Origin of the sequence: Crenobacter luteus, assembly GCF_004345725.1 — a bacterium.
GTDB classification, from domain to species: Bacteria; Pseudomonadota; Gammaproteobacteria; order Burkholderiales; family Chromobacteriaceae; genus Crenobacter; species Crenobacter luteus.
In genome coordinates, this window is record NZ_SLXG01000029.1 from 1 (window position 1) to 22,080 (window position 22,080).

Annotated in this window: 30 protein-coding genes; 3 read left to right on the forward strand and 27 right to left on the reverse strand. The window is 63.9% G+C overall.

Annotated elements, in window-relative coordinates; translation table 11 throughout:
- Nucleotides 1–54 precede the first annotated feature (54 nt).
- The 7 genes from EV683_RS13040 to EV683_RS13070 form a co-directional block, all read right to left on the reverse strand.
- A complete protein-coding gene (locus EV683_RS13040) occupies nt 55–915 on the reverse strand; it encodes a baseplate J/gp47 family protein (protein WP_207910463.1) in 861 nt (286 codons plus the stop codon).
- Nucleotides 912–1,280: a GPW/gp25 family protein gene (locus EV683_RS13045; RefSeq protein ID WP_207910464.1), complete on the reverse strand. Its 369-nt coding sequence runs from the start codon at nt 1,278–1,280 to the stop codon at nt 912–914. The genes EV683_RS13040 and EV683_RS13045 overlap by 4 nt, the downstream gene beginning before the upstream one ends.
- 74 nt (nt 1,281–1,354) lie before the next feature.
- Nucleotides 1,355–1,978 (reverse strand): phage baseplate assembly protein V, encoded by a 624-nt coding sequence (locus EV683_RS13050; RefSeq protein WP_131863072.1) that lies wholly within the window; start codon nt 1,976–1,978, stop codon nt 1,355–1,357.
- A gap of 2 nt (nt 1,979–1,980) precedes the next feature.
- Nucleotides 1,981–3,075 carry a phage late control D family protein gene (locus EV683_RS13055; protein WP_131863073.1) on the reverse strand — a complete coding sequence of 365 codons (1,095 nt, stop codon included), beginning with the start codon at nt 3,073–3,075 and terminating at the stop codon, nt 1,981–1,983.
- Entirely contained in the window at nt 3,063–3,281 is a 219-nt protein-coding gene (locus EV683_RS13060) for a tail protein X (RefSeq protein ID WP_424948512.1), read from the reverse strand. Before EV683_RS13060 ends, EV683_RS13055 begins: the two co-directional genes overlap by 13 nt.
- Nucleotides 3,278–4,012, reverse strand: coding sequence for a hypothetical protein (locus tag EV683_RS13065; protein WP_131863074.1), 735 nt, complete (start codon nt 4,010–4,012; stop codon nt 3,278–3,280). The genes EV683_RS13060 and EV683_RS13065 overlap by 4 nt, the downstream gene beginning before the upstream one ends.
- Nucleotides 4,012–6,885 (reverse strand): phage tail tape measure protein, encoded by a 2,874-nt coding sequence (locus EV683_RS13070; RefSeq protein WP_131863075.1) that lies wholly within the window; start codon nt 6,883–6,885, stop codon nt 4,012–4,014. The genes EV683_RS13065 and EV683_RS13070 overlap by 1 nt, the downstream gene beginning before the upstream one ends.
- Nucleotides 6,886–6,902: 17 nt before the next feature.
- Here EV683_RS13070 and EV683_RS13075 point away from each other — a divergent pair, with 17 nt between their 5' ends.
- Nucleotides 6,903–7,163 carry a hypothetical protein gene (locus EV683_RS13075; protein WP_131863076.1) on the forward strand — a complete coding sequence of 87 codons (261 nt, stop codon included), beginning with the start codon at nt 6,903–6,905 and terminating at the stop codon, nt 7,161–7,163.
- Between the two features lie 122 nt (nt 7,164–7,285).
- On the opposite strand, the gene EV683_RS13085 is transcribed toward EV683_RS13075, so the two are convergent.
- From EV683_RS13085 to terL, 14 genes are all read right to left on the reverse strand, one after another.
- A complete protein-coding gene (locus EV683_RS13085) occupies nt 7,286–7,540 on the reverse strand; it encodes a phage tail assembly protein (protein ID WP_131863078.1) in 255 nt (84 codons plus the stop codon).
- Nucleotides 7,541–7,644: 104 nt separating this feature from the next.
- On the reverse strand, nt 7,645–8,166 hold the full coding sequence (locus EV683_RS13090; protein WP_243694764.1) for a phage major tail tube protein: 522 nt from the start codon (nt 8,164–8,166) through the stop codon (nt 7,645–7,647).
- A gap of 2 nt (nt 8,167–8,168) precedes the next feature.
- Complete coding sequence (locus EV683_RS13095; protein ID WP_131863080.1) at nt 8,169–9,593, reverse strand: phage tail sheath subtilisin-like domain-containing protein; 1,425 nt, start codon at nt 9,591–9,593, stop codon at nt 8,169–8,171.
- Nucleotides 9,583–9,774 (reverse strand): hypothetical protein, encoded by a 192-nt coding sequence (locus tag EV683_RS13100; RefSeq protein WP_131863081.1) that lies wholly within the window; start codon nt 9,772–9,774, stop codon nt 9,583–9,585. Before EV683_RS13100 ends, EV683_RS13095 begins: the two co-directional genes overlap by 11 nt.
- Complete coding sequence (locus EV683_RS13105; RefSeq protein ID WP_131863082.1) at nt 9,771–10,235, reverse strand: Gp37 family protein; 465 nt, start codon at nt 10,233–10,235, stop codon at nt 9,771–9,773. The genes EV683_RS13100 and EV683_RS13105 overlap by 4 nt, the downstream gene beginning before the upstream one ends.
- Nucleotides 10,235–10,645: a gp436 family protein gene (locus tag EV683_RS13110; protein WP_131863083.1), complete on the reverse strand. Its 411-nt coding sequence runs from the start codon at nt 10,643–10,645 to the stop codon at nt 10,235–10,237. Before EV683_RS13110 ends, EV683_RS13105 begins: the two co-directional genes overlap by 1 nt.
- Nucleotides 10,646–10,647: 2 nt before the next feature.
- Complete coding sequence (locus tag EV683_RS13115) at nt 10,648–10,968, reverse strand: hypothetical protein (protein WP_131863084.1); 321 nt, start codon at nt 10,966–10,968, stop codon at nt 10,648–10,650.
- Between the two features lie 10 nt (nt 10,969–10,978).
- Nucleotides 10,979–11,890: a Mu-like prophage major head subunit gpT family protein gene (locus tag EV683_RS13120; protein WP_131863085.1), complete on the reverse strand. Its 912-nt coding sequence runs from the start codon at nt 11,888–11,890 to the stop codon at nt 10,979–10,981.
- 6 nt (nt 11,891–11,896) lie between these two features.
- A complete protein-coding gene (locus tag EV683_RS13125) occupies nt 11,897–12,973 on the reverse strand; it encodes a phage protease (protein ID WP_131863086.1) in 1,077 nt (358 codons plus the stop codon).
- Nucleotides 12,974–13,037: 64 nt separating this feature from the next.
- Complete coding sequence (locus EV683_RS13130) at nt 13,038–13,796, reverse strand: hypothetical protein (RefSeq protein WP_131863087.1); 759 nt, start codon at nt 13,794–13,796, stop codon at nt 13,038–13,040.
- 199 nt (nt 13,797–13,995) lie between these two features.
- Nucleotides 13,996–14,463, reverse strand: a complete 468-nt coding sequence (locus EV683_RS13135; RefSeq protein WP_131863088.1) for a phage virion morphogenesis protein — start codon at nt 14,461–14,463, stop codon at nt 13,996–13,998.
- Nucleotides 14,463–15,326 (reverse strand): phage head morphogenesis protein, encoded by an 864-nt coding sequence (locus EV683_RS13140; RefSeq protein ID WP_207910465.1) that lies wholly within the window; start codon nt 15,324–15,326, stop codon nt 14,463–14,465. Before EV683_RS13140 ends, EV683_RS13135 begins: the two co-directional genes overlap by 1 nt.
- Nucleotides 15,319–16,881, reverse strand: coding sequence for a DUF935 domain-containing protein (locus EV683_RS13145; RefSeq protein ID WP_131863089.1), 1,563 nt, complete (start codon nt 16,879–16,881; stop codon nt 15,319–15,321). The genes EV683_RS13140 and EV683_RS13145 overlap by 8 nt, the downstream gene beginning before the upstream one ends.
- A 21-nt stretch (nt 16,882–16,902) precedes the next feature.
- Entirely contained in the window at nt 16,903–18,519 is a 1,617-nt protein-coding gene (gene terL, locus EV683_RS13150) for a phage terminase large subunit (RefSeq protein WP_131863090.1), read from the reverse strand.
- A gap of 24 nt (nt 18,520–18,543) precedes the next feature.
- Here terL and EV683_RS13155 point away from each other — a divergent pair, with 24 nt between their 5' ends.
- A complete protein-coding gene (locus EV683_RS13155; protein ID WP_131863091.1) occupies nt 18,544–19,050 on the forward strand; it encodes a hypothetical protein in 507 nt (168 codons plus the stop codon).
- On the opposite strand, the gene EV683_RS13160 is transcribed toward EV683_RS13155, so the two are convergent.
- From EV683_RS13160 to EV683_RS13185, 6 genes are read right to left on the reverse strand one after another with little or no spacing between them, the layout of a single operon-like run.
- Nucleotides 19,047–19,547: a DUF1804 family protein gene (locus EV683_RS13160; RefSeq protein WP_131863092.1), complete on the reverse strand. Its 501-nt coding sequence runs from the start codon at nt 19,545–19,547 to the stop codon at nt 19,047–19,049. The two genes, EV683_RS13155 and EV683_RS13160, sit on opposite strands and share 4 nt — an antisense overlap.
- Nucleotides 19,548–19,549: 2 nt before the next feature.
- Nucleotides 19,550–19,771, reverse strand: coding sequence for a hypothetical protein (locus EV683_RS13165; RefSeq protein ID WP_131863093.1), 222 nt, complete (start codon nt 19,769–19,771; stop codon nt 19,550–19,552).
- Nucleotides 19,771–19,980 carry a TraR/DksA family transcriptional regulator gene (locus tag EV683_RS13170; protein WP_131863094.1) on the reverse strand — a complete coding sequence of 70 codons (210 nt, stop codon included), beginning with the start codon at nt 19,978–19,980 and terminating at the stop codon, nt 19,771–19,773. The genes EV683_RS13165 and EV683_RS13170 overlap by 1 nt, the downstream gene beginning before the upstream one ends.
- Nucleotides 19,977–20,588, reverse strand: coding sequence for a hypothetical protein (locus EV683_RS13175; protein WP_131863095.1), 612 nt, complete (start codon nt 20,586–20,588; stop codon nt 19,977–19,979). The genes EV683_RS13170 and EV683_RS13175 overlap by 4 nt, the downstream gene beginning before the upstream one ends.
- Nucleotides 20,581–20,811, reverse strand: coding sequence for a hypothetical protein (locus tag EV683_RS13180; protein WP_131863096.1), 231 nt, complete (start codon nt 20,809–20,811; stop codon nt 20,581–20,583). Before EV683_RS13180 ends, EV683_RS13175 begins: the two co-directional genes overlap by 8 nt.
- The gene (locus EV683_RS13185) at nt 20,811–21,218 is read right to left on the reverse strand and encodes a M15 family metallopeptidase (RefSeq protein ID WP_131863097.1); all 408 of its coding nucleotides are present in this window, start codon (nt 21,216–21,218) and stop codon (nt 20,811–20,813) included. Before EV683_RS13185 ends, EV683_RS13180 begins: the two co-directional genes overlap by 1 nt.
- 179 nt (nt 21,219–21,397) lie before the next feature.
- On the opposite strand from EV683_RS13185, the gene EV683_RS13190 reads away from it, so the two are divergent.
- On the forward strand, nt 21,398–21,883 hold the full coding sequence (locus EV683_RS13190; RefSeq protein WP_131863098.1) for a hypothetical protein: 486 nt from the start codon (nt 21,398–21,400) through the stop codon (nt 21,881–21,883).
- Nucleotides 21,884–22,080 lie beyond the last annotated feature (197 nt).

Here is a 22,080-nt window from a genome sequence, read left to right on the forward strand (position 1 = left end):
CAGGCTTCCGCATGAGGGAACAAGCGGAGCAGGAGCAGAAATTTTTAACCGACTTTACCAAGTAGGTCTTGGCCCTAATCCTGGGGGCAGGTCATGACTGCAACGCGCAGCCACCTCGGCCAGCAGCCCCTCAGACGGTAGCCCGTAACGGGTCAAGGGGTAGAGCCGCACCACGCCGGGCGGCACGCCGTTGCGCGATATCAGTTGGCCATTCTCTAGGGCCAGTTCCGGCCCCACGACTGCCACGTCGGTAATGTCCTGGCTGGCCCGCATGGCGTGGTAGCGGTAGGCACCGACCGGGCCGGCCACCGAGAACTGTTCCGGGGCGAGCTTGATGCGCTCGCGGTAATGGTCGTCGCTTTCTTCGTCGGCCCCGCCCGCCGTGACGGCGATGTTGGCCACACTGTCCACGTCGACCAGGTCGTCGATCAAGGTGTTGATCTGGCCTGGCAACCAGCCGTTACCGGCCACGCCAGGCGTCACCGCCACGGCGGTCACATCGATGTAGCTCACGCCTTGCGCGGCAGTGGCGTCCACTTCGGTGGCGAAGGCGGCTCGGCCATCGCTGGTCTCGGCCTGGGTGCCGGCCGGGATCAGCAGCGGCGCGGGCAGCGGCGACAGGAAGGTAAAGCGCAGCGTCGTCTTGGCCGACTTGGCGTCCAGTCGCAGCGTGCCCACCAGTTCGCCCAGGTAGTCCAGGATTGCGCCGCGCGAGAACGACACCAGGTTGAGCCGCCCGGTATCGTTGATCTCGGCCGACTTCTGCGCCGCCACGCTGGCGATCAGGTCGATCATGATGCGGTCGACGTGGGCCGGGTACAGGGTCTTGCCGGTCATCGCCTCATAGTGGGCGATCAGCTCGGCGGTGATGGCCTGCGGGTCGTCGTCGACGAAGTTCGGGAGGGTGTCGATCATCGCGGGAACGCCACTTCGGTCGTTTCGAGCGCAACGCCGCCTTTCGGCCGCCAGCGCACCAGGAGCAGGACGCGCCCAAGCTCATGCACGACATCGACCTCGACCACCTCGGCGCGCGGTTCGCCCTCGGTTGGGTGGTGGATGGCGGCGCGGCTCTCGCGCACCAGGTAGGGCTTGACGCGGTTCTGCGGCCAGTCGAGATACAGGTGCAGGTTGGAGCCGAACTCAGGACGATGCGGCACCGTGCCCTTGCGCGTCTTCAGGATGACGCGGATGGACTGGTGGATGTCAGCCAAGCCCGTCACCACGCCGTCGGCGGCGAGTGCGGGTTGCCAGTACAGGGAGTCGGGAATGAGTTCGGCCATAGCGGGCATGCTATGGCCGAGGTGGATGCGGGAAACAGCCGGAAGGGCTTCAGTAGCCCCGGCCCATGTAACCGCTATTGTGGCGGGCTGGTTGCAGCACCGTCGCCTTGCTCGGTATGCACATGCTGCATCAGGCTGATGCCACCGGCCACCACATCCTGGGTGGCCTCGATGCCGCCCTCGATGCGTGCCGCCGCGCCGCCCGCCCCGCCAGAGCCGACCATGCCGCCCTGGTAAGTCAGCAGCCCCTTGACCGTCACGTTGCCGGTGAAGGTCGACTCCGGCGCGTCCACGGTCACGCTCGGGGCCGTTACCGTGACCGGGCCGCCGGCAGTCAGGTTGACCGGCCCGGTGGTGACGATGGTAAGCGTGCCGCTGGAACGGTCGTACTCGAAGCTGCCGCCGTCGAAGAAGCGGAAATGCACCTTGTCCGGGCTATTCACCGGCGGTGCGTCGGCATCCGAGTACACCGCGCCGAGCACGCAGCCGCTCTCGAAATTCTCATCCAGGATGCACGCCACCAGCTCGCCCTGATCGAGAGTAAGGCACTCCTTGTCCTTCAGCGATTTCCTGACGACCAGCCGCAACCATGGGCTGACCATGTTGTCGAGGTCGGGGAATTGCACCCGCGCGAAGCCTGGCTTGGCGGCCTTCACGATGCCTTCCTTGTACGAAACGCCCCCGGTGTTCTCTGCCATCTTCAGTTCCTTGTTGTGGTCTTCTTCTGCAGCGGCTGCTTGGCCGGCTGTTTCTTGCTGGTCTTCTGTTGGGGTGGTCTGACGCGCTTCGCTTCCACCTCGGTGTAGTAGCCGCCGCCGCGTTCGATCTCGTGGCGGCTCATCACCACGTGGTAGTCACCGGACAGCGCGCCCATGTCGGCCATGGTGAAGTTCACGCCGGCCACCAGCTTCGGGTTGCCGGGAAGCTGAAGCGTGGCCACCGTGCCTTCCAGGTTCTGGCGTGCAATGGCGGCCTCTGCCTTGGCCTTCGCCTGCTCCTCGGACTCCACGCGGCTATTGAGCTTCAGTGTGTCGCTGCTGGCCGTCATCCGGGTGTCGCGCACGGTGTGGCTGACCTTGCGCTTGGTCTTGGGGTTGAGGTAAGTCACCGTCGCCTGTTTCACCACGCCCTTGAGCTTGTCGCGGTAGCTGTAACGGGTCATGTCCGTGCGCCGGATCACGGTTACCGCCTTGGCCTGATGCAGCTCAGCCAGCTTGTAGAACACCATCTGGCTACCCTTGACCGAGAAGGCGTAGCCATAGTCGGCTGCCACGCGGCGCATGAAGGTCAGGTCGTTCTCGTGGATCTGGCTCACGCGGGTGATCTTGATCGGCTCGATCTTGCCCACCACCGACAGCTTCAGCCGCTTGGCCACGCGCTGGGCGATGGCGGCAAGCGTGGTGTTGTCGTAGGCTCGGCCCTGGTGCGTGCGCTGCGGCCGCGATACCCCGGCCGCCAGCGCCCGGATGGTCACGGTATCGGGCGGCCCGGCCAGTTCGATTTCGTCGATCTCGAACTCGCCGCAATCCAGGAGCGGCTGGCCCGCGTAACCCATCTTGAGGCGCACGCGGTCGCCCATCGTCGGGTACCACGCACCCCGGAAGCGGCCGTCAGTATCTTCGACGGTCACATCGATGGTGTCGGACTGATCTTCCTCATAATCCGAGTAGGACACCCGCAGGATGAACGGCGTCAGATCGGCGGTCACCTGACGGCCAGCCATCTCGATCTGGAACACCGGATGCTCTACCGGCGTTAAATCCGTCCCGAAGCCAGCTTGTTCTAACGCTTCCACGGCGGCAGCTCCTCGGTATCGGCGGTGTCCAGCTCTTCAATCAGCGGGATGGACAGTTGCAGCCCACCTGGCAGGCGCGGGGTGATCGGCACACCAGGGTTGGCTTCTATGATGCGGATATAGGCGTAAGGGTCGCCGTAGTAGCGGTAGGCGATCTGATCCCAGCGCTCGCCATCGCTGGTGATATGCGTCAGCAGCTCCATCATGCACTCCCGGTACCCAGCGGCTCACCACGCACGGCGGCGCGGGCGGCCAGCTTGGCCAGTGGCGCGGCGGCCTTGCCCCATTCACTGTCCAGCCTGTCCATGCTGCCTTGCATCCCGCTGATGCGGCTGGCGACATTGGCCGGGGACAAGCCCACCAGTGCGCCTTGCAAGCCGCGTGCTTCCAGCGTCACCACGCTAGCGGCTTTGAGCACCGGAGCGGCATCGCCCAGCACCGACTGCACCGGCCCCAACGCCGCGTTAACGGCACTGCTGGAACTGGTCAGTCGTGACAGATCGCCGTTGGCCCGGACAAGCTGGGCCACGGCCGCTGCAGGATTGGTCGACAGCGTGCGCGCGGCGGCCATGACCGACTGCACCGCTCGGGCAGCCGTCGTCACCTGCTTGGCCGCCTTGATCGCGTTGCTCACCGCCTGCTTGGTGGGGGCCAGCGCTGCCTGTGCCTTCTGCACAGTTTGCTGGGTCGACTTCACCGCCTGGGCGACGCTGGCCGGCACCGGCATGCCGGACTTTTTGACTGCCAGCCCTTGCTTGCGCTGTGGCAACGCATTGCGCGGCAGCACATGCTCCTTGAGCTTCATGTCGGCGTCGGCGGCGATCAGGCGGCCTTCGGTATTGGTGTGCTCGGCGTAGTCGGCGGCAAAGCGCCCTTCCAGTCCGTCGAAATAGGTGATGAGTTCGAACTGCACATCACCGAGTAGTGCGAATTGCATCAGAACTCTCCTCGGCCTTTGTTGCCCAGGTAGCGGCGCATATTGGTTTCAAACACGCGGTAGCTTTCGGCCAGGCCCGCCTGCACCTGCTCGCGCACGGGTGCATTGCTGCCCCCTGCGGCCACGTGGATCACCGGCGCGAACGTCACCGTCACCGGCGCGCCACCCGACTTGCCCGCCGCAGGCAGGGCCATACTCGGCATCTCGGCGGCGGGCATTGCCGGCATAGCAAGCACCGGCGTGCCAGGCTGGCGCTGTGCGACGGATACTGGCGACGTCAACGCCGTCAGGGCCGGCACAGCCGGGGGCACCATCGCGGGTACGGTCAGCGCGGGCATGTCCGGCAAGCGGGGGGCCACCATCTCTGGCGCAGCCAGCTTCAGGGCCGGCAAGGTGGGCACTTGGGGAGCCAGCACCGCTGGGGCGGCAAGTGGCGGCAACTGCGGCAGACGCGGCATGGCAACTTCCGGCGCGGCCATGGCCGGAATGGCGGGCGTATCTGGCACCGGCAGCGTGGGCGTGGCCAGTGCCGGGGCACCAAAGCCCACCACCGTGGCCGTGGCCAGCGCCCCGGCGGCCTTGCCGGCCAGCCCGGTGCTCTTGCCGATCCCGATGGCCGCGCCTTCGCCGATGTTCTGGCCGAAGCCCATGAACAGCCGGCTTGGAGACTTGATGCCCAGCACCGACCGGAACTTGGTCGCCACCTTGTTGCCGACTTCGCCAATCGCCTGGACGGCACTGCCGATCTTGTCCTGGATACCTTTCACCAGGCCATTGACGATATCCGCCCCGAGCTGCATGAACCGGGCAGGCAATCCGACCACAGCCTTGATGATGCCGCCGATGGCCTGGCCAAACCGCAGCCCCATGTTCTGGGCCTTGCCGCCCGCATCATCGACCGGCTTCAACAGCGTGGTGAACCAGCGCCAGACGGCTCGCGCACCGTCCGCAATGGCCCCCAGCACGGGCATTACTGCAGGCTTGAGCAGCCGGAAAATCACCCCCAGCGGGGTAACCGTCATGATCAGCCGCCCGAATGCCAGGCCAAGGCTCTTGGCACCATCCCATAGCGCCTTGAGCGCTGGGCCTGCCACACTGGAAAGCCCCTGCCACAGGCCGACGAAGAAGCCCTTGATCGGTTGCCAATACTTGTAGACCAGCAGACCAACCGCTGAGAACGCCAAGCCGATGGGAGACAGGCGCAGCAGCATCATGGCGGCGCGGCCCAGCCATGGCAGCGCGGCCTGGATGCCGGAGGCAAGTCCAGGGCCAATAGCTCGCCAGCCGCCTTGCGGCATTGGCGGCACGAACCGGCCAAGTCGGCTCTTGATCTTGTCGAAGTCGCCCGCCTGATTCATGGCCTTGAACTTCAGCCATTGCGCCGACAGGTGCCCCAGCCCATCCTTGAGCTTGCCGTATTCGGACAAGATCAGGTTGGCCCCGTAGCGCACGCCCAGGCTGGCCACCTTGAACGAGGCGAGCGCGACCACCGTGCCGATCAGGGCGTGCGTGACTGCCGGGTGCGCCTGCGCCCAGTCCGCCATCTTGCTGACCAGTGGGCCGATGGTGCCCATGATGTTGTTGAGCGTCGGCAGCAGGATGCTGCCCAGGTTCACCGTCAGCTCGGTGAGGCGGTTTTTCATCATCGCCCACTGCGCCGAGGTGGTTTGCTTGCGGGCCTCGAACTCGCGCGCCATCGAGCCTTGCGCGTCGGTGCTGCTGGCCAGCTTGCGCTGCTTGGCAAGTTCTTCCGGGTTCGAAACCAGCTTGGCCAAGGTATCGGAATGCTCCATCCCTGCCAGCTCGACCATTACGCCAATTCGTTTATCCTGGGGCAGCTTGCGGATGGCGTCGGATATCTTGCCCAACGTACCCATGGCATCGGTGGCCATGCCTTTCTGGACATCTGAAGCCGAGAGGCCAACCTCTCCCAAGGCGGCCTGGAACTTCTTGGTGCCTTTTTCTGCGGCGGCAAATTTCTGAACGATGGCGTTGATCGCGGTGGCCGCAGTTTCGCGGGTCTCACCAAGCGTCAAAAACGTGCTGCCCAGCGCCGCCGCATCCTTGGTACTGATCTTGACGTTGGCAAACACGCCCGCCGTGCGCTCCATCACGTTGATCAGGTCGGCACCCTTTGTGATGGTGTTGTCGTCGAGATAGTTGATGGTGTCGGCCAGCTCGCCGATGGCCGGGATGGGGATCTTGTACAGGGTGGCGATCTTGCCCATGCTCTCGCCGATCTGCTCGGTAGGCATCTCGAAGGCGCTGGCCATCATGGCCGTCTGCCTGGCGAAGATCAGCAGGTTCTCCTTGCCCTGCACCCCCATGCGGGCACCGCCCTCGACCAGCTTGGCGATCTCGTTAGTAGCCAACGGCGTGTCGCGGCCAATCGCCTGGATAGCCCGGCCCATCTCGTAGTACAGCGGGGTGAGCTTGCCGGTTTCGTCACGCGCCCCCTGAACCTGCTTGGCCACGCCGAGCATGGCATCCTCGAACGCCACCGCCTGGCGTACCGACATGGCCACGGTCGCGCCGATGGCCAGCGTATCCAGCGCCTCGCCGCGCAGGTCGGCACGCTGCATTTTCAGCTGCTCTTGCCGCGCCATGCCGGCGGCCAGACGCTCCTGTTTCTGCCGGAGCTGGTCGATGGTACGGCCGAGCTTCTCATAGTCACGATTCAGCGCTGCCAGCGTTTTCGGGGCCAGCGTCCCCATGTGGCGCTCAATCATCGCGCCCAGCTCGCCCTGCTTGGCTTTCAGCCGGTCACTATGTGACGTGAGCTGGTCGAGCGTCTTGCCGATGCTACCCAGACCGGCCAAGGCACCGCCAACCACTGCACCGATCTTGATCGAAAGCGACAAATCGCCCGCCATCTTGCTATCCTTTATGCATGAACGTACTAAACCGTTGGGAACGCTTGGCCGACTGGCTAGAAAACCATACCGCTCAGGGCGGCATGGTTGGCCCCTTAGCGCTTGTTGCTTTTGTGCTGACCTGGCTGGTGGCCGGCTCTTTCCTGGCCGCCGTGGGTGCTTTTGTGCTGTTCGCCTTGCCCATCGGCTTGGGGCTGGGCGCGGTGGTCGTGCTGGCCATCGTCTTGCTGCGCGCGGGCGGGTGGATATCCCGCCTCACGTCGCGTTTTCGCGCTTGATCTGATCGACGGCCATCCGGCACCACCTCACAAACTCCTCCAGCTCCAGCGCGTCGATCTCCGAGGGCTGGAATCGGAACCACCGGGCCAGCATGGCGGCTCCGTCCCACAGCCCTTTGTCGTCAATCGCTACTACCTTCCAGAAACGTGGTGATGGCGCGGTAATCCGCCAAATCCATCGCCTCCATGTCTTCCGGCGTCAGCTTCGGTTCGCACACCATGCCGATCATGGCCAGCTCGACCGATGCCGAATCCTTGCCGTGGCGCTGGGCCAGCTTCAGGTCGCGCACCTTCGGGCGGCGCAGGGTCAGTTCGGCGACCTCGACACCCAGGCCAGTCTTGAACGGGTACTTCAGCTGCAGTTTCTGTTCGCTCATCTCATCTCTCCTTAAGAGCCGCTAACAAAACCTACTTTCCCCGCGAGCCGGTGCATGCCGGATCAAGACCTTACGGTTGCTCGATTGAGGTTTTGTTAGCGGCTCTAAGCGGCACCGGTATTGGTGCGATAGTTGGCCAGCACGTCTTCGTCGCCGACCTTGAAGGTGTTGGTCATCACGTCCAGCTCGACCACCGGCTCGCCGCCCAGCGTCTGCTTGACGTAGGTCGCCTGGAACTTGCTGGGGTACTCGGCCGACTCCTGCGGCTTGTAGGTGCCCAGGCTGACCTCTTCGAACTGCACGGTCAGGATCGTGACCAGCTCCTTCTCCTCGGTCATACCCTGAGCGTTCCAGGTCTCGACGTTGGAGCGGCACATGAGCTGCACGGCCTTGAACGGGTTGGCGCAAGTGCGGAAGGTGTCCAGGTAGAACGAATTCCACTTGATCTCGCCCTCCAGCGACTCGATGCCGGACGGCAGCTTGAGCTTGCCCACCATGCCCAGCGCCTTGTGCTCCTTCATCGACGCCTTGATGGTCGGCAGCTTGATCTCTTCCGCCTGGCCCAGCAGGCTGGTGCCGTTAAGGTAGATGTTGGCGTTAACGATGTTCTTGATCTCGACGCTCATGCTTATTTCCCTTTCAGCACCAGCAGGTACTCGTCAGTCATCTCCGACTCGAGCGTCAGGCGCTCCATCGGCGGTGGCGGGGTGAACTTGTACTGCAGCAGCACATGCCCGGCCGACAGCTCTTCCTTGGGGTTGCGTGCCGAGTTGAACCAGCACTCGCCGCCCAGGATCGCCCCGTCGCCGATCAGCTTGCGGAAGAAGGCGTTCACCGAACCGACCAGGCTGTCGATCAGCGGCTGGTCGACCGGGCGATCCATATACTGCTTATTGAAGTAGCGCAGGCTCTCGTTGATGATGTCGGCCGTGCGGCGCACCGGGATGAAGTTCTTCATGTGCGTCACCACCGGCCATGCCGCCGAGCGGTTGCCCCACACTTCCCAGCCGGTGCCGAACGAGTTGAAGATGGTGACGATGCCCGCCTCGTTGAGCAGGTTCACCTCCGAGTTCGGATCGTCGATCAGCGCGGTCAGCGCACGCTCGATGCCGATCACGCCCTTGATCTCGGTGTTCGATGGCGACCACCAGTAGCCCTTGTCCAGGTCTTTGCGGGCGATCACGCCAGCCAGACGCTGGCTGAACGGCTCCAGGCGCGGCGCGTTAGCTTCGCTGTCCCATACCTTCAGGTGCGGGTAGCACAGGATGGCGCGCTCGCTGCCGGTGTTGAAGTTGATGGTGCCGACCGGGCCGCGCCCCTGGATGGCCTGTTGGAAGGTGGTGCCAATCGGCGCGTCGATCAGCGCGAAGGCACCGGTCTGCTCGGCCACCGCGATCATCTCGCTGGAAACGGACGCCTGGGTGCAGTACCCCGGTGCGATGATAAGCTTGGCCAGGAAGCCGAAGGTGCTGAAGGCATCCTTGGCCGCCTTCAGGCCGGTGCGGCGGCCGGCCGCATCAACACCGCCAACGATGTCGGCCACCGTCACTTTGCTCGGATCGGCATAGGTGTAATCGACCTTGAGGGTGGCACCTGCTGCAATGGCTCCACCGGTTTTGCGTTTGATCTGGCCGCTCTGCGGGTCGGTGGTGTAGTCGGTATTCAGCACATAGGTCACGGTCCCCGCGCTGTTTTTGACTGTTGCGGCCCCCACCCAGGCGGGCTTGCTGGTCTTGCCCAGATCGCCAGTCAGCACTACCACCTCGCCAACGACAGCCGTTTTGTGAACCGCCGGGTCGAGCACGTTGACCACGATCACCGTGCCAGCGCCCTGGTCGTAGATCGCGTCCAATGCCTGCGGGATGGTGAAGCCGGCGAAGGCGCTGCCAAACGCGGCCGCGTCGCGGTCGGACAGGCAGAGCGTCATCTCGCCCACCGCACCCTTGGGGGCGGTGCCGACCAGCAGGACGGTGGCCGACTTGACCACCCGTACCGGCCGGTTGCCATTCTCGACCTCGATGGTTTCGACGCCATGCAGGAAGTTAGCCGCCATTGCTGTCTCCTTTTTTCGCCTTGGTTTCGGGAATCGGGGTCAGGTGCCCCAGCGCCACCAGGGTGGTGGTGTATTCGTGCGCTTCCGGCAGTTCGACATCGCTGCCGGGGAACAGCATCACCTCGCTGCCGTCCGCAAGGGTGACCCCCGACGGCGGGCCGCTATAGCGGTACTTACTCATGGGTTTTCCTCCAGGTTGATAGTGGTCAGGAGCGGCGCGGGGGCAGACTCCTGGTGAGCAACGGCCAGCACGCGGGTGGCGACCGTCACGGTGTACGTCCAGACCCCCGCATCGTGTTCGACGAAACCGTCGCGTTCGATCCAGGCCCGCGCGGCCCCGGCCGGCTTGAAGCCCTGCAGCTGCCGGTAGATGGCCTGGATGACCGGGTAGGCTCCGGTGTGCGAGCGCAGGTCTTTGACCATCACCACCAGGTCGAACAGCAGCGTGCGCTCCTGGGCGATGGCGGCGGTGCTTTGGCTTTTGCCCAGGCGCGAGCCGCGATACACCACCAGCACGGCCCCCTTGCGGTTGCCGAGCTTGTAGCTGCCGGGGTCGCCGGGGAACGGCTCGACCGTCAGCGGCTTCAGCGGGGAGGCCAGGCGCTCGACGTAGGCGGCCTCGATGGCGGCGATCACGTCCATTACCAGTTCCCCCGGCCGAACACCCGGCCGGCGCTTACCATCTGCGCAGCCCCCGCACCTTTGGCGACCGGCTCGACATTGCCCAGCGTGGCCCGGCCTGCGGCCACGTCGCGCAGGAAGCGCACCGCGTCCTCGTAACGCTGACGGGCATCCTCCACGTCGTTCTGCCGCGCCAGCGTCATCAGCCGGTACAGCGCGATGTCGCAGCAGCGGCTCACCAGCACGGCCGGATTGGTAGCCAGCGGCAGCGTGAAACGCACAGCCAGGTAGCCGTCTATCTCGGCCTGGGCATCCGCCAGCGCGCGCTCTATCGACGCCGGCTTGATCGCTTCGCCGTCCGGGTCGGTGAGCTGGATCAGCTCATCCTCCCCGTAGGCGGCGATCAGGTCGGTCAGGGTGGCGTAGCTCACCGTTAGCCTTCCTTCTTGACTGCCGGCTTTTTAACGGCGGCCTTGGCCTGGGCGGCAGCCTCATCCGCTGCCGGTGTTTCCGTTACCGTTTCCTGCCCGGCCTCGCCGCTTGCGGCGTCGCTCGCAGTAGTCGTCTCGGCTTCGCCAAGCACCGGGTCGTTTTCATCCGCCTCGAATTGCACCACGAGGTTGGCCTCGGCCATCAGGCTGGCGACCTCCTGCTCGGTGAGTTCCTCTGCCGGCAGGCTCACGCCCTGATGTGGGAAGAAGCGGCCACAGCGGAAGAAGCCGGCCTCGGGTAATGCGCGCACGTTGAGTTTCATGGCCGCCCCCTTACATCACCCACGGGGTGACCAGCACGTCCACCACGTCGCGGTTGGTGTTGGTCGCGCCATTGGCCAGGCGCTCGGCCTTCACCACTTCCAGCGCGGCTGCGCGCAGGGTCGGCGGCACCACCAGCAGGGTCGGCTTGATGCCCAGCGGGCGGCCACCATCGGCCTTGAAGCTCATCATGGCCTCCACCGCCGCGTTGAAGCTGTTCGAATCCAGCGGCTTCTTGCTGCAATAGGCCATCTGCCAGAAGCCGAAGCCGACGTTGGAACGGGCACGCACGCCGTAGCGGTATTCGTCCTTCATGAACACGGCTTCGTCATCCGTAGCGGTCAACGCCTGCAGCTCAGGCTTGGTGCGCTCCTGGAAGATCAGCGGCTTGATGGCGCGCGAGGTGTCGAGCAGATACCAGGCCGCGCCGGGCGCGGCCCCGCCGTTGTCGTAGTTGGCCACCGTGGTAGCAACGCCGGTACCGTCCACATTCGGGAACACCGGGTGATCGGTATCGAAGAAATACTGGCCGTCGTAGCAGGCGCTGGCGGTGCCCTCTTTCAGCAGGGCAAAGACCAGTTCGTCCGGGTAGACGGCAGCGGCGCGGCCCATTTCCTGGAACAGCGGCGCGTAGATGCCCAGGTTATCGTCCTCGATGTCGGTGCGCTTCACGCCCACCGTCGATTCGAACAACTTGTTGGTGATCTGGTAGCCCTTGGCCGCCATGTCGCGGATCACGCGCTCGCCGATCCACTCGCGGAACTGCGGGAACTGGCCCAGCCAGCCGTAGGTATTGGACGCCGTGGCGGATGGCACACGGGTGGCGACCTTGTCGTAGACCGATTCGGCCAGGGTCAGACCGTTTTGGTACTCGCCCTTGAAGCCGGTCTTGAGGGTGGTCAGCACTGCAGGGGTGACGATCATCGTTGCTTACTCCTTGTTCTTGGCGAATACGGCCGGGTCTTGACCCAGCGCCTTGCACACCGCCAGCTCTTCGGCGGACAGCTGTTGCTTGTCATCGGCGCCGGCCGGCTTCTTGCCGCCGGTCTGGGTGCCGGTCAGCGCCGCAATCGGCTGCGCCACAGTCAGATACTGTTTCAGCGCGGCGATGTCCTTCTTGCCCAGCTCCTTGGCCCAGGCTTCCTGAGCGGGCAGCAGCTTGGCGTCCTGGATGGCGGAAGCCACCAGTTCGTCTACCTCGCGGCCCGTTACCTGGCTACTCAGCGCAACCAGCTGGTCTTGCAGCGCCTTCATGGCCGTCAGCGGCACGAACTTCGCCGGGTCGGGGGTCTCGGTGGATGCCTTGAGGGCGGTGACCTGACCCTCCAGCTCGGTGGTCTTGTCGGCACGGGTCTTGAGCGCGGCCAGCGCGGCCTTGGCACCGGCTTCGTCGGTGTCAGCGGGCAGGCCGAGGAGTTGCAGCAGTTCGGCGAGAGTCACAATGTGGTTCTCCTGGTGAGGTTGGTCGGGTTGAGCGGACTGCGTGCGAATCTTCGATTCGCCCAGCGAAGAAAACTTGAGCGCGGCGAGGGTGGCCAGGTCGGTCAGGCCGTCCAGCGCCGGGTGATTGGTGAGCGCGGCATGCAGCAGCTCCAGCACCTCCCCGGTGGCGGGGTCGTAGCGGAACACGGGCGACGGGTAGCGGTATTCGCGGTCGGCCAGCATCTGGGTGGCGCGTGGCGTCCATTCCACGTCCACCGCGTACAGCCCGTCCTCACGCCACTCCACGGTCTTGAACCAGCCGGCAGCGGGTGCAGGCTGGCCGTTCTGGTCGGCCAGAAGGGTCTGATGTTCGTAGTCGATGACGAAGTTGTCGGCACGGTTGGCCGCCCGGCGGATCACGTTGGCCGCGATGGCGGCGTCGATCAGCCAGTAAGGTGCGTCCCAGGGGCGGCCGTCGCGGGCGCGGAACTGCCCGGCGGGCAACAGGCGCACAGCCTTGGGGTTGGCCGGATCAAGCTCGAAAACGAGCGCGGCGATGTGGGGAGTGGAGGTCTTGGTAGCCATGCCCGCTATTCTCGGCGGGCAGGCTTGGGGGAATCAGGAGGAAGGGCTTCAGTAAGGTTCGAGGCTAGCTAAACTGTTTACCGAGCCAGAAAGCCCCAGCGGCAATGATGCCGTAGTTCAGCCAGTTCAGATGCCAAGATAACCGTAACAGCCAACGGTCTTTCATTGTGGCTTGCCGCTTCATGAAGCGTATCTGGCTGAGATTCGCTCTACGATCACGTCGTAGCTTATCAAAGGCGTAAGCCATAGCCTTGAAACCATCCAGCCAATGGCAGGCCCGTATGTTTGGCCAGTTTTGGTATGCGATCAGATCTCCAACGGTCAAGGATCGATCAGAAGCCCCTTCCGCATCCTCAATGCCGACCTCAGTACGGTAATCGAAGCGCAAACCGAAGTTTTCATAGAAGCGGTTGCGCCGCGTCTTGTTCTCCGGGTCTCTGGCATCGCTCCTTGACAGGCTGATCGGTACTACACGGCAACCGGGGTCGAAGCCTTTAGCCCAATGCACAACCTTGTGAAACAGATAGGTGCCGATGTGCAGACTATGAAGGTCGTAGAGCTTGACCATCACTTCACCGTTGGTCAGCTTGACGGTTTGGTCATAGCTCAACCTACCGCCCATATGTGATACCAAGTGACCGATGTGATTGATGCGGTCACCAAATAGGTAGCGTGCCCTGATGTCGATGTCGGCGACTTCGTGGAGTTTCTTGCCATCCGCCCAAATGCAGCTGGATGTGCGCTTAGTCTCTATGAGCAAGTAGTGCTTTTGGCCACGCTTTTCGTCCTTGACCTCGACGATCTCGATGGCCGAGTCTGCCATCTGAATTTCGTTACGGATTGTTTCGGGCATATGCTGGTTTTTTATTGAGGACAACGACATTCATTGTGCCGCATCACACCGCACCGCCGCCAGCCCGCAACAACGCCCCATGAAGCGCGTTAGAGCCGCGTTAGAAACCGTTCATACAATCCCGGCATGGCTTCGCCTTACCGCGCCGCTCAAGCGCAACAGCGCGCCGCTACCGCGCCGACTTCTTCAAGTACGCCAACACCACATCGAGGATGGGTTCCTCTGAGGCCGGTTGCAGCGTGCCATCGGTCATCAACGGCAGGTAGGGACGGCCCGGCACCGTGACTTTCCTGCCGCGCCCGGCCTGGCCGCCGAACTGCTGCAAGGCGGCATACTTCTTGTTGCTGCCGACCAGCGCCAGCGCCGGGCCGTACTCGGTTACCACGGAGCCGGCAAGGCCACCGGCCGACACCTGCAGCATCTTGCCCGGCCAGTTGCCACGCTTCTCGCGCTGCTTGACGGTGGCGTCGGCCAGCGTCGGCCAGTCGGGGCGGCCTTCGTCTTCGAAGTTGGCTTCGGTCTGCGACAGCAGCTCGGTGGCGATGCCTCGCATCGCCGGCTCCATGTCTTTCAGGCTGTAAGCCAGGCTGTCTAGCGCCCGCCGTAGCGCAGTGGATTCGAGTTCGATCTTGAGCATCAACCGCCCCCGCTTTCTTTGCGGTGCGCGGCCTGGATGGCCGGGTCGGCGGCGGAGAGCTTCTGCGCCTCCAGTTCGGCCAGCCGCTCGCCGTGTTCGCCGGGGTTGTAGTTCCAGCCGGGGTCCGGTGCGAAAGGTTTGTCCATGCCTGGCCCCTGGTAAGCGGTGACGATGGTGCTGCCGGCGGCCGGCTTGCGCTTACTGATGGGCACCTCGATCTCGCGGGTGTGTCCGGTCGAATCGGACAGAAACAACCCTTCACGCTTCATCGAGCCTTCGGACACCGGTCGCACGCGGCAGCGGCAGTTGAAGCCATTGGGCGGGAAGTGTGTCCCCCAGATGCCGTCATCGTGGCCAAACACCCGGCCATTCATCGCGGCATGGCTCGGCCGCGTGCGCTTGTCCATCACCGCCACGTACTGCCAGTACGGGTGCGATTCGGTCGAATCCTTCAGCGTCCGGTAGCGACCGGCCATGTAGGCCGTCTGCAGGTTGGTCTGGTAGATGGTCTTCAAGCGGCGTGGACTGCCGTACTCCACCGGCCGGCTGGAATCCTCGTAGTGCTCGACAATCTCCCCGGTTTCCTTGTCGATGGCCTGACCCCACCAGCCCTTGGCCTCCAACTGTGGCCGCAGCTGCTTGAGGAACTCGCGGTAGGTGATGCCTTCCGCCATCGCGGTGTCGAGCGCGGTGCGGATGTCGGCCAGCACGTCGAGCTTGGCGCAGCGCGCCACGGTGAAGGCGCGGGCATGGGCTTCCTGCCATAGCTCGCGCCAGCTGTCCGTCACCTGGTAGCCCTTGGCCTTGAAGTAAGCGATGGCTGCCTTCGGTGGCAGGGTCATGGCGTAGTACAGGTCAGGCAAGGTCGGCGTTGACACTGATCTGCCCCCATAGATGACCCACGAATTCAGCCCGCGCCAGCATGTCGGCCAGCGCCTCCACCTTCATGGCCGGGTAGGCTTCGGCCAGGCTGTTCAGCGCCTCCTCGTAGCTGGCCGACGCATCCAGCACCGCCAGCAGCGGTTCCAGCAATGGCCCGGCCGCGTCTCGCAGCGCCGCCTCGGCCTTGTCCGCCGCTCGGTCGACGGCGACCTGGTCGGGAAAGTCGGTCGGCGCGCGCTCGGTCAGCGCTGCCAGCGCGGCCTTGCCTTCCGGCTTGGCCGGCCCTGCAGGTCGGCCAAGCACCGGCTCGTCCTTCTGCGGTAACGGGATGCGCAGCTTCTCGTTGGCCCACTTGGCCGGCACCTGCACGCCAACTTCCACTAACTTGGGCAGCGCGTCGGCGTACAGCTTCATGTCTTCGGCTTCCTGAGCGTCAAACACCAGGCGCGGACAGCGGCGCAGGCTGTCCGGCGCGCGGCCGTTGAGCGCCAGCAGCGGATAGACCAGGTCGCGGGTCAGTGTGCCAGCCAGTTGGCGCGCATCCGAAGCCAGCAGGTCGTGACGCACCTCGTTGTGGACGTTGCCGAGTGCGTTGGTGCTGCTCTTGCCGTCGGCCTGGCTGGTCAGCGTACCGCCCAGGATCGCCTTGGATTCGCTGCGTTCGCACCACTCGGTCATTGCCATGTGCGGCTCGTGGCTGCCCTTGGCCGCCTCCTCGAACTCGACCAGCATGCCTTCCGGAATGATGCCGGCAGCGTTATGGCCGATCTCGGTGACGGCGCGCAGCAGCGTGGCCTTCTCCTCCTCGGTGGCCCCGGCCGGGTATTTGCCCAGCCGTAGCGGCAAGCCGTAGATTTCCAGGAATTCGGCGAGGTCGCGCACGCTGTAGTTCTTGAACAGATAGGGCCAGACCAGCACGCGGTGCAGGCCGGAGCGGGTCAGGTAGCCTGATTTGGCACGGTGGGTATGCACCGCCCACCCGAAGGGCTGCAGCACCTGTCCTGCCATGCTGCCGTCACGCAGTCGCAGGCCATTGCGCGTCTCGTCGAGCTGGAACCAGGTCTGCGGTCGATGGTCGGCCTGCTTGATTACCCACTCGCGCCCCAGCAGTTGCCATTCCAGTTCCAGAGCGGCAAAGCCGTGGCCGATGGCGTCCAGCAGGTCGAGCAGCATGTCTTCGAAGTCGGGCATGTCCTGCAGCAGCTCGCGGGCGTAAGCGGCGGCATCCTCCTCGGCCTTGCTGGCGTTGCGCGGCGCGGCAACGTCCCAGTCGAGCTTGAGAATGGCGCGCTTGCGCTTGGACATCTCGGCAAAGATGTGGGTGTCTTTCTCTTCCATGTCCATGAACAGCTCGTGCTGGGCGGTGATGTCGCCACGCTCGGCATCTTCCAGGATGCGCGCCAGCTTCACCGGGGTAAGTCCCCGGCTCGGGTGTTCGGCCACCGACTGTCGCAAGGCGGCTAGCCTGGCGGTCTGGGGTTCGGCAAGGTTGGCCGCTTTGAACGGGCGGCCGTGCTGGTCAACGATTTGCGGCATGTTTGTCACTCCGGGTCTGTCTTACCATGCCCCGCCGCCGCCAAAGTGGCCGGCATGGGCTGGGGCGGCGGTAAAGGCGGGCTTGACCGCATGCGACAAGCACGCGGCCCACAGCATTTGCAAGGCGTCGGGGCCGTCGTCGTGGTCGGCCTTGGGGAAATGACGCAGCTGCTCGATCAGGGTGTGCTGGCTCGGGTGCAACCGGATCAGGCCGTTGGCCATGTGCGGCTGCAACGTCTCGATGCGCAGCAGTTTGTCGCCGTGTGGTGTCACTCCCCTGGCCGGCACCGGTATGCCACGCGCCGCCGAGCGCTTGACCAGCTCGGTACGCATGAACTCCTGGAACTGCACCGCCTCGACCAGCCACAGCAAGCAGCGGAACTCGGCCTGGAAGGCGATCACGTCCTCGATGATGCGGTCGGGCAGGCGCTTGCGGATGCTGGCCTCGACCACGTCCAGGATGCCGGTGGCGCGGTTGTAGCCGCCGACCAGAATGGCCGACGGGTCGCGGCTGGAGCCGGCCTTGCCGAGCGACGGGTCGCACGCGCCGTAGAACACCCACTCGGCGAGCCGGTTCACCCAGAAGGTGATGCACTCGGCGAACGGGGCGTCGTCGCCGGACAGCGGGTCGTTCTGCTGCTCCGAGTCGAACGCGGCCTTGCCGTCGCGGGCGCGCTTCACCATCAGCTTGTAGAAGCTGGTGCCGCCCGGCCAGCAGATCGCCACGCCCCGGTCCATGTCCGGTCGGTGCGCCTGGTAGAACGCCTGCGCCTCGTCCTCGCCCTGGCCGAGCAGGATCTCGGTCCAGCGGTCCCACAGGTCCATGCGCTCGGGCCAGCGCTCGACAGCGCGGAACTTGGCGCTCTTCCACAGCGGGTTGTTGATCAGCCGCGCCAGCACCGAGTCGTAGTGCAGGATGGTGCCGATGATGAATACGTCCAGGCTGTCGTCGGCGGGGCCGAGCGACAGCAGGCTCTTGGTGATCCAGCTCATCAGCTTGTCGCGCTGCTCCGGGCTGCGCACGTTCTCGTCGTTTTCCAGGTCGTCGCCGATGACCAGATCGGGACGGTGCGGGCCGTGACGGCGGCCGCGGATCTTCTTGCCGGAGCCGAACACCTCGACCTTCACGTCGTTGGCCGTGACGATGGTGCCGACCTGCCACACCCGGCCGCGCCCGGTCGCCTCGGGGAAGTCCAGCACCAGGCGCGGGTTGAACTCCAGCTCGGCCTTGATCGCCTCCAGCATCGGCCACGCCTGCTCGATGGCGTCCATCACGATCAGCGGGTAATGCTTGCGGCCGGTGACGATGCACCACAGGGTGCCAATCTGGGTGACGATGGTCGACTTGGCATGGCCACGCGGCGCGGCCACCGCGTCGTGGTCGCCGACACCGTTGTCGACCACTTGCTGGAAGTGGTCGAACAGGTAGTCGTGGACGGTTGCCGGGCTGTGTTTGACGTAGTGCGGGAAGTAGGTCTGCGCGAAAAAGCGGAAGCTGCCCATCGCCTGCAGCCGTCGCTGGTCGCGCGCGGCTGGATCGGGGCTGAAGCCGTCGCACTCGGCGTCGATCTGACGGCGATACTCAGCAGCCAGTAGGGCGACGTCTTGCAGGAAGGATTTTTTGGTAAGCTTGCTCACATCATTTACCAGAGGTTATTTGCCATGATGGATGTGATTACAGGGGCGTTTGGTGGACTCAAGACAGCTGCTGAGCTGACACAAGGACTGCTCGCGCTGAAAACGGATGCGGCGGTATCGGCCAAGGTGATTGAACTGAACGGAGTTATCAGCGGCGTTCAGCAACAACTGTTTACCGCCCAAGCGGACTATTCGACGCTGGCGAGCCGTATACGCGAGCTGGAAGCCGAAGTTGCTAACTTCAAAAACTGGGAAGAGGAGAAACAGCGTTATCAGCTGCACCAGCTGGCTCCTGGTACCTTGGTGTACCGCGTAAAGCCGACGATGAAGGGCTCCGAACCCGACCATGATCTTTGCCCCAATTGCTACGAGCAGGGAGTCAAAGCGATCTTGCAGTACAGTGGCTATGAAAAGGGCCATAAATCTTTCTCCTGCTCCCGTTGCAAGGCAGTTTTTCTGGGCGAAATGCCGCCAAGCGAGAGCTTTGTTGAACTCACATCCACGCCCTGGGAGTTTGACAGGGGCTATTAGCCATAAACCTTCGCCAGCTCTTCACCGAACGGCTCAAGCACCTCGACGAACGCCTGGGCGTGCTTCGGGTACTTCTCGCGGATGAAGGTGGCCATCTTCTGCACCACTTCCATCGCGGTGGCCAGCTGGCTGGTTTCCGGCAGCACGCGGCGGCTGGCCGCCACAGTCTTGTTGAAGCTATCCGCCAGGCTGGCCAGCATCTGCACCTTCTTCTCGGCCGGGATGTCGGGGTTCGCGTTGAGCGCGTCCATCGTTGCCTGGTACTGCGTCAAAAATCCTGCAAGCGCTGCCCGCGCCACGCTTTCGATGCCGTCGCCGGCCAGAATGGTGGCGGCGCGCAGTTTGTCCCAGTCATCGCCTTCGTCCATTGCCTCGCGCTTCCAGCGGCTGGCGGTGGACATCGACACGCCGCACTGCAGCGCTGCCATTTCCAGCCCGATGCGGTCGAACACGTACAGGCGGCGTACCTTGTCGCGGGTTTCCGGGGAGTGCGCCATCCTTACAGTGCCCGCTTGACCAGTTCGACAGCGATGGCGGTGCCCACGGCGACAATCCCGCCGCTGATGGCACCGGCTCGGGCCGCCTGTTGCTCGACATGGCGCAGGCGGCTGTCCATGCTGTCCATCCGCTCGTTCAGGCTGGACTGGCTGGCCACGATCATGTCCAGCTTGCCCTCGATGCGCCCCAGGGCGCGGGTCAGTTCGTTGTTTTGATCAGCCATCAGGCTCTCCCTTGTTCGTGACGTTGTTGGCAGTGAATGCAGCGGCGGCAGCCTGGAACGGCCTGGCGGCGTTTGTCGGGGATGACTTCCCCGCAGTCCTCGCAGTGGCTGAGGCTACCGCCGGCATGCTGTTTGGCGGCCTGCCGGGCTAGCGCCTCGTCGCGCTGGCGTTGTTCCAGCTCGCTGGCACGGTCGAAGAAGTTAGTCATGGCTGCGCCTCCGTTTGAGCGGTGGCATGCAGGTTCAAATAGGCGCGCAGCTTGGCGTCGAGCTGCTGGCACCACAGACCGTACTCGGCCGCGTGGTTCAGAATATCGCCGGGCGATAACCCGGTTTCGGTGGCGGGGGCTTCTGCGGCAGTTGCAGCATCTCCGGCGTCGGCTGCGGGCAGATCGGCGGCAAGATCAGCGGCGGTGTAGCCGAGGAGTCCTTGGTAGAGGCGCAGGCTGTCAGGGCCAAGGCCAGTAAAGCGCTCACCATCAGAGTGGGTCGCATGGGCAATCCTTTGCGTGAGTTGACGTTGAGTGGTTTCCAGCTTGGCGCGGGTCTGGATCAGCTCCCAGCCAACCTTCTGGGCTTGCTTGCTCAGGCGCTGCTGCTCTGCCAGGGCCACGGCCAAAGCTTGCTGGCGCAGCTCGGCAGCTCGCTTCAGGTCGATGGCAGTGCGCTCGGCCAGCTTGGCCAACTGCAGCTCGCCGTGGCGTGTAGCCTGGGTGTGGCCGAGGTTGTAGCCGAGATAACCCACTACGGCCAGCGGCAATACCACCTTGCCGATATGCCAGGCGTTGTAGAGGAAGGTGCGAGACAGGCTAAACATTGCTGGCCTCCTTGCTGTCGCGGCGGCTTGCAATCCAGCTGCGGGCGGCAGAATACCCGCCGACCACGCCCAGATAGATCAGCCAGACTTCGGCGGTGAGCGCACCGGCCACGCCCTGGTAGACGAACATACCGGTGGCGGTGGCGCAGGCGACGTTGGCCCACAGCTTGCTGTGGCTCAGCCGGCCGCTTGCAGGGTTGGTGAACAGATCGGCGAGGCGCATCACTGATACCCCTTGGCCAACTCGAAATGCGGGAACTCACGGAACTTGGCGCGCGGGTTGCCGTACCAGTTGAGGCCCAGCTTTTCACCGATCTGGCCCATGATCTGCCAGTGAGGATGGCTGGCATCCCACATCGGCTTGCCGCCGACCATCGGCACCACGTCGAAGGCGCGGGCTGCAGGCTTGCCCTTGATGGTGGCGTTATGTGCCGACTGGCCGGCTCGGGCGTTGGTCACACGCGGGCCGGGCTTGGTACGCCCCTGGGCGTAGAGCACGTCTTGCTCTTCGCCGGAGCGGTAGGTGCAGGTGATCAGCGGTTCGACGCCCGCGTCCTGGCACTGCCGCATGAAGGCAGTGCAGAGTGGCTGCAGATCGGGGTGGAGGTCTTCGATGCGGCGGCTGGCCATGACGGCATCCTTGTTGATCGGGATGCGGTCGATTGTGGCGAGACGGAGGGAAACGATTCAGTCCGAAGGGCTTCAGTACGTACAAACACAAAGCCCCGGCGTTACCGGGGCTGAGTGCTTATGCATTTGGCGTGCAAATGATACTCTTGGCATTTGTCCATCAATATCAGGAGTGTGCTGTGATTGGTTTCAAACATCGAATTCTGATGGCCATCGGCCTCGTCATTTCCTTGCCAGCGGCAGCTGCTTCATTCGAATCAGGCGGGCTGGGCATGGCCCGCAGTGAGTTCATCAGTAAGTATGGGCCAGAGGATAAACAGTGTGCTCTCACCAAGCAAACGGGGGGGCTTTATTCCTGCTTCAAAGCGGGTCGAGTCGAACTGCCATTGATGGACACAAAAAACGTGTCTGACTTTCAGCTGGTTTGGCCTCGTGCCCTGAGTCTAGAAGAGTCTCGGGCCTTGGCCACCCCCTACATCCCCAGTGATAGCCGCAAGGTCAAGACTTATCTGACTGACTATGGTTCAACCGTTGACCTGTATCACAGCGCTTCACTCGCCAAGCGATTTGCCGCGAAATCTTGGCATGACAAGCCTGGCGAGTTTATCGTCATTTACAGCGTCAAAAATCGTAAAACAATCGTAGGCATCAACAATAACCCTTGATGCCGTGCTGCGTGGTTAGAACAGCGCGGGCTGCATAGACTCGCTGCAGTCCGTGCTCTTGAGAATCTCCCAAATCCAGCGGTCGGTCTGACCTGCTCCCCCTAAGAGTCGCTAACAAAACCTACTTGATGCCGGCAGTGTGAAGCCCCATCTGGCCGGCATGAAGCGAAGTGTCGTCAGCCAGAAGCTCTGGAAAT

Coding starts and splice junctions, on each gene's coding strand:
- EV683_RS13050 (WP_131863072.1), bottom strand. CDS start 1,978: ATGGCAGAGAACACCGGGGGCGTTTCGTACAAGGAAGGCATCGTGAAG.
- EV683_RS13165 (WP_131863093.1), bottom strand. CDS start 19,771: ATGGCTGATCAAAACAACGAACTGACCCGCGCCCTGGGGCGCATCGAG.
- EV683_RS13105 (WP_131863082.1), bottom strand. CDS start 10,235: ATGGACGTGATCGCCGCCATCGAGGCCGCCTACGTCGAGCGCCTGGCC.
- EV683_RS13040 (WP_207910463.1), bottom strand. CDS start 915: ATGATCGACACCCTCCCGAACTTCGTCGACGACGACCCGCAGGCCATC.
- EV683_RS13125 (WP_131863086.1), bottom strand. CDS start 12,973: ATGGCTACCAAGACCTCCACTCCCCACATCGCCGCGCTCGTTTTCGAG.
- EV683_RS13065 (WP_131863074.1), bottom strand. CDS start 4,012: ATGCAATTCGCACTACTCGGTGATGTGCAGTTCGAACTCATCACCTAT.
- EV683_RS13175 (WP_131863095.1), bottom strand. CDS start 20,588: ATGTTTAGCCTGTCTCGCACCTTCCTCTACAACGCCTGGCATATCGGC.
- EV683_RS13100 (WP_131863081.1), bottom strand. CDS start 9,774: ATGAGTAAGTACCGCTATAGCGGCCCGCCGTCGGGGGTCACCCTTGCG.
- EV683_RS13130 (WP_131863087.1), bottom strand. CDS start 13,796: ATGGCAGACTCGGCCATCGAGATCGTCGAGGTCAAGGACGAAAAGCGT.
- EV683_RS13180 (WP_131863096.1), bottom strand. CDS start 20,811: ATGCGCCTCGCCGATCTGTTCACCAACCCTGCAAGCGGCCGGCTGAGC.
- EV683_RS13155 (WP_131863091.1), top strand. CDS start 18,544: ATGATGGATGTGATTACAGGGGCGTTTGGTGGACTCAAGACAGCTGCT.
- EV683_RS13115 (WP_131863084.1), bottom strand. CDS start 10,968: ATGAAACTCAACGTGCGCGCATTACCCGAGGCCGGCTTCTTCCGCTGT.
- EV683_RS13095 (WP_131863080.1), bottom strand. CDS start 9,593: ATGGCGGCTAACTTCCTGCATGGCGTCGAAACCATCGAGGTCGAGAAT.
- EV683_RS13085 (WP_131863078.1), bottom strand. CDS start 7,540: ATGAGCGAACAGAAACTGCAGCTGAAGTACCCGTTCAAGACTGGCCTG.
- EV683_RS13145 (WP_131863089.1), bottom strand. CDS start 16,881: ATGCCGCAAATCGTTGACCAGCACGGCCGCCCGTTCAAAGCGGCCAAC.
- EV683_RS13135 (WP_131863088.1), bottom strand. CDS start 14,463: ATGCTCAAGATCGAACTCGAATCCACTGCGCTACGGCGGGCGCTAGAC.
- EV683_RS13120 (WP_131863085.1), bottom strand. CDS start 11,890: ATGATCGTCACCCCTGCAGTGCTGACCACCCTCAAGACCGGCTTCAAG.
- EV683_RS13185 (WP_131863097.1), bottom strand. CDS start 21,218: ATGGCCAGCCGCCGCATCGAAGACCTCCACCCCGATCTGCAGCCACTC.
- EV683_RS13075 (WP_131863076.1), top strand. CDS start 6,903: ATGAACGTACTAAACCGTTGGGAACGCTTGGCCGACTGGCTAGAAAAC.
- EV683_RS13160 (WP_131863092.1), bottom strand. CDS start 19,547: ATGGCGCACTCCCCGGAAACCCGCGACAAGGTACGCCGCCTGTACGTG.
- EV683_RS13070 (WP_131863075.1), bottom strand. CDS start 6,885: ATGGCGGGCGATTTGTCGCTTTCGATCAAGATCGGTGCAGTGGTTGGC.
- EV683_RS13170 (WP_131863094.1), bottom strand. CDS start 19,980: ATGACTAACTTCTTCGACCGTGCCAGCGAGCTGGAACAACGCCAGCGC.
- EV683_RS13045 (WP_207910464.1), bottom strand. CDS start 1,280: ATGGCCGAACTCATTCCCGACTCCCTGTACTGGCAACCCGCACTCGCC.
- EV683_RS13060 (WP_424948512.1), bottom strand. CDS start 3,281: ATGATGGAGCTGCTGACGCATATCACCAGCGATGGCGAGCGCTGGGAT.
- EV683_RS13090 (WP_243694764.1), bottom strand. CDS start 8,166: ATGAGCGTCGAGATCAAGAACATCGTTAACGCCAACATCTACCTTAAC.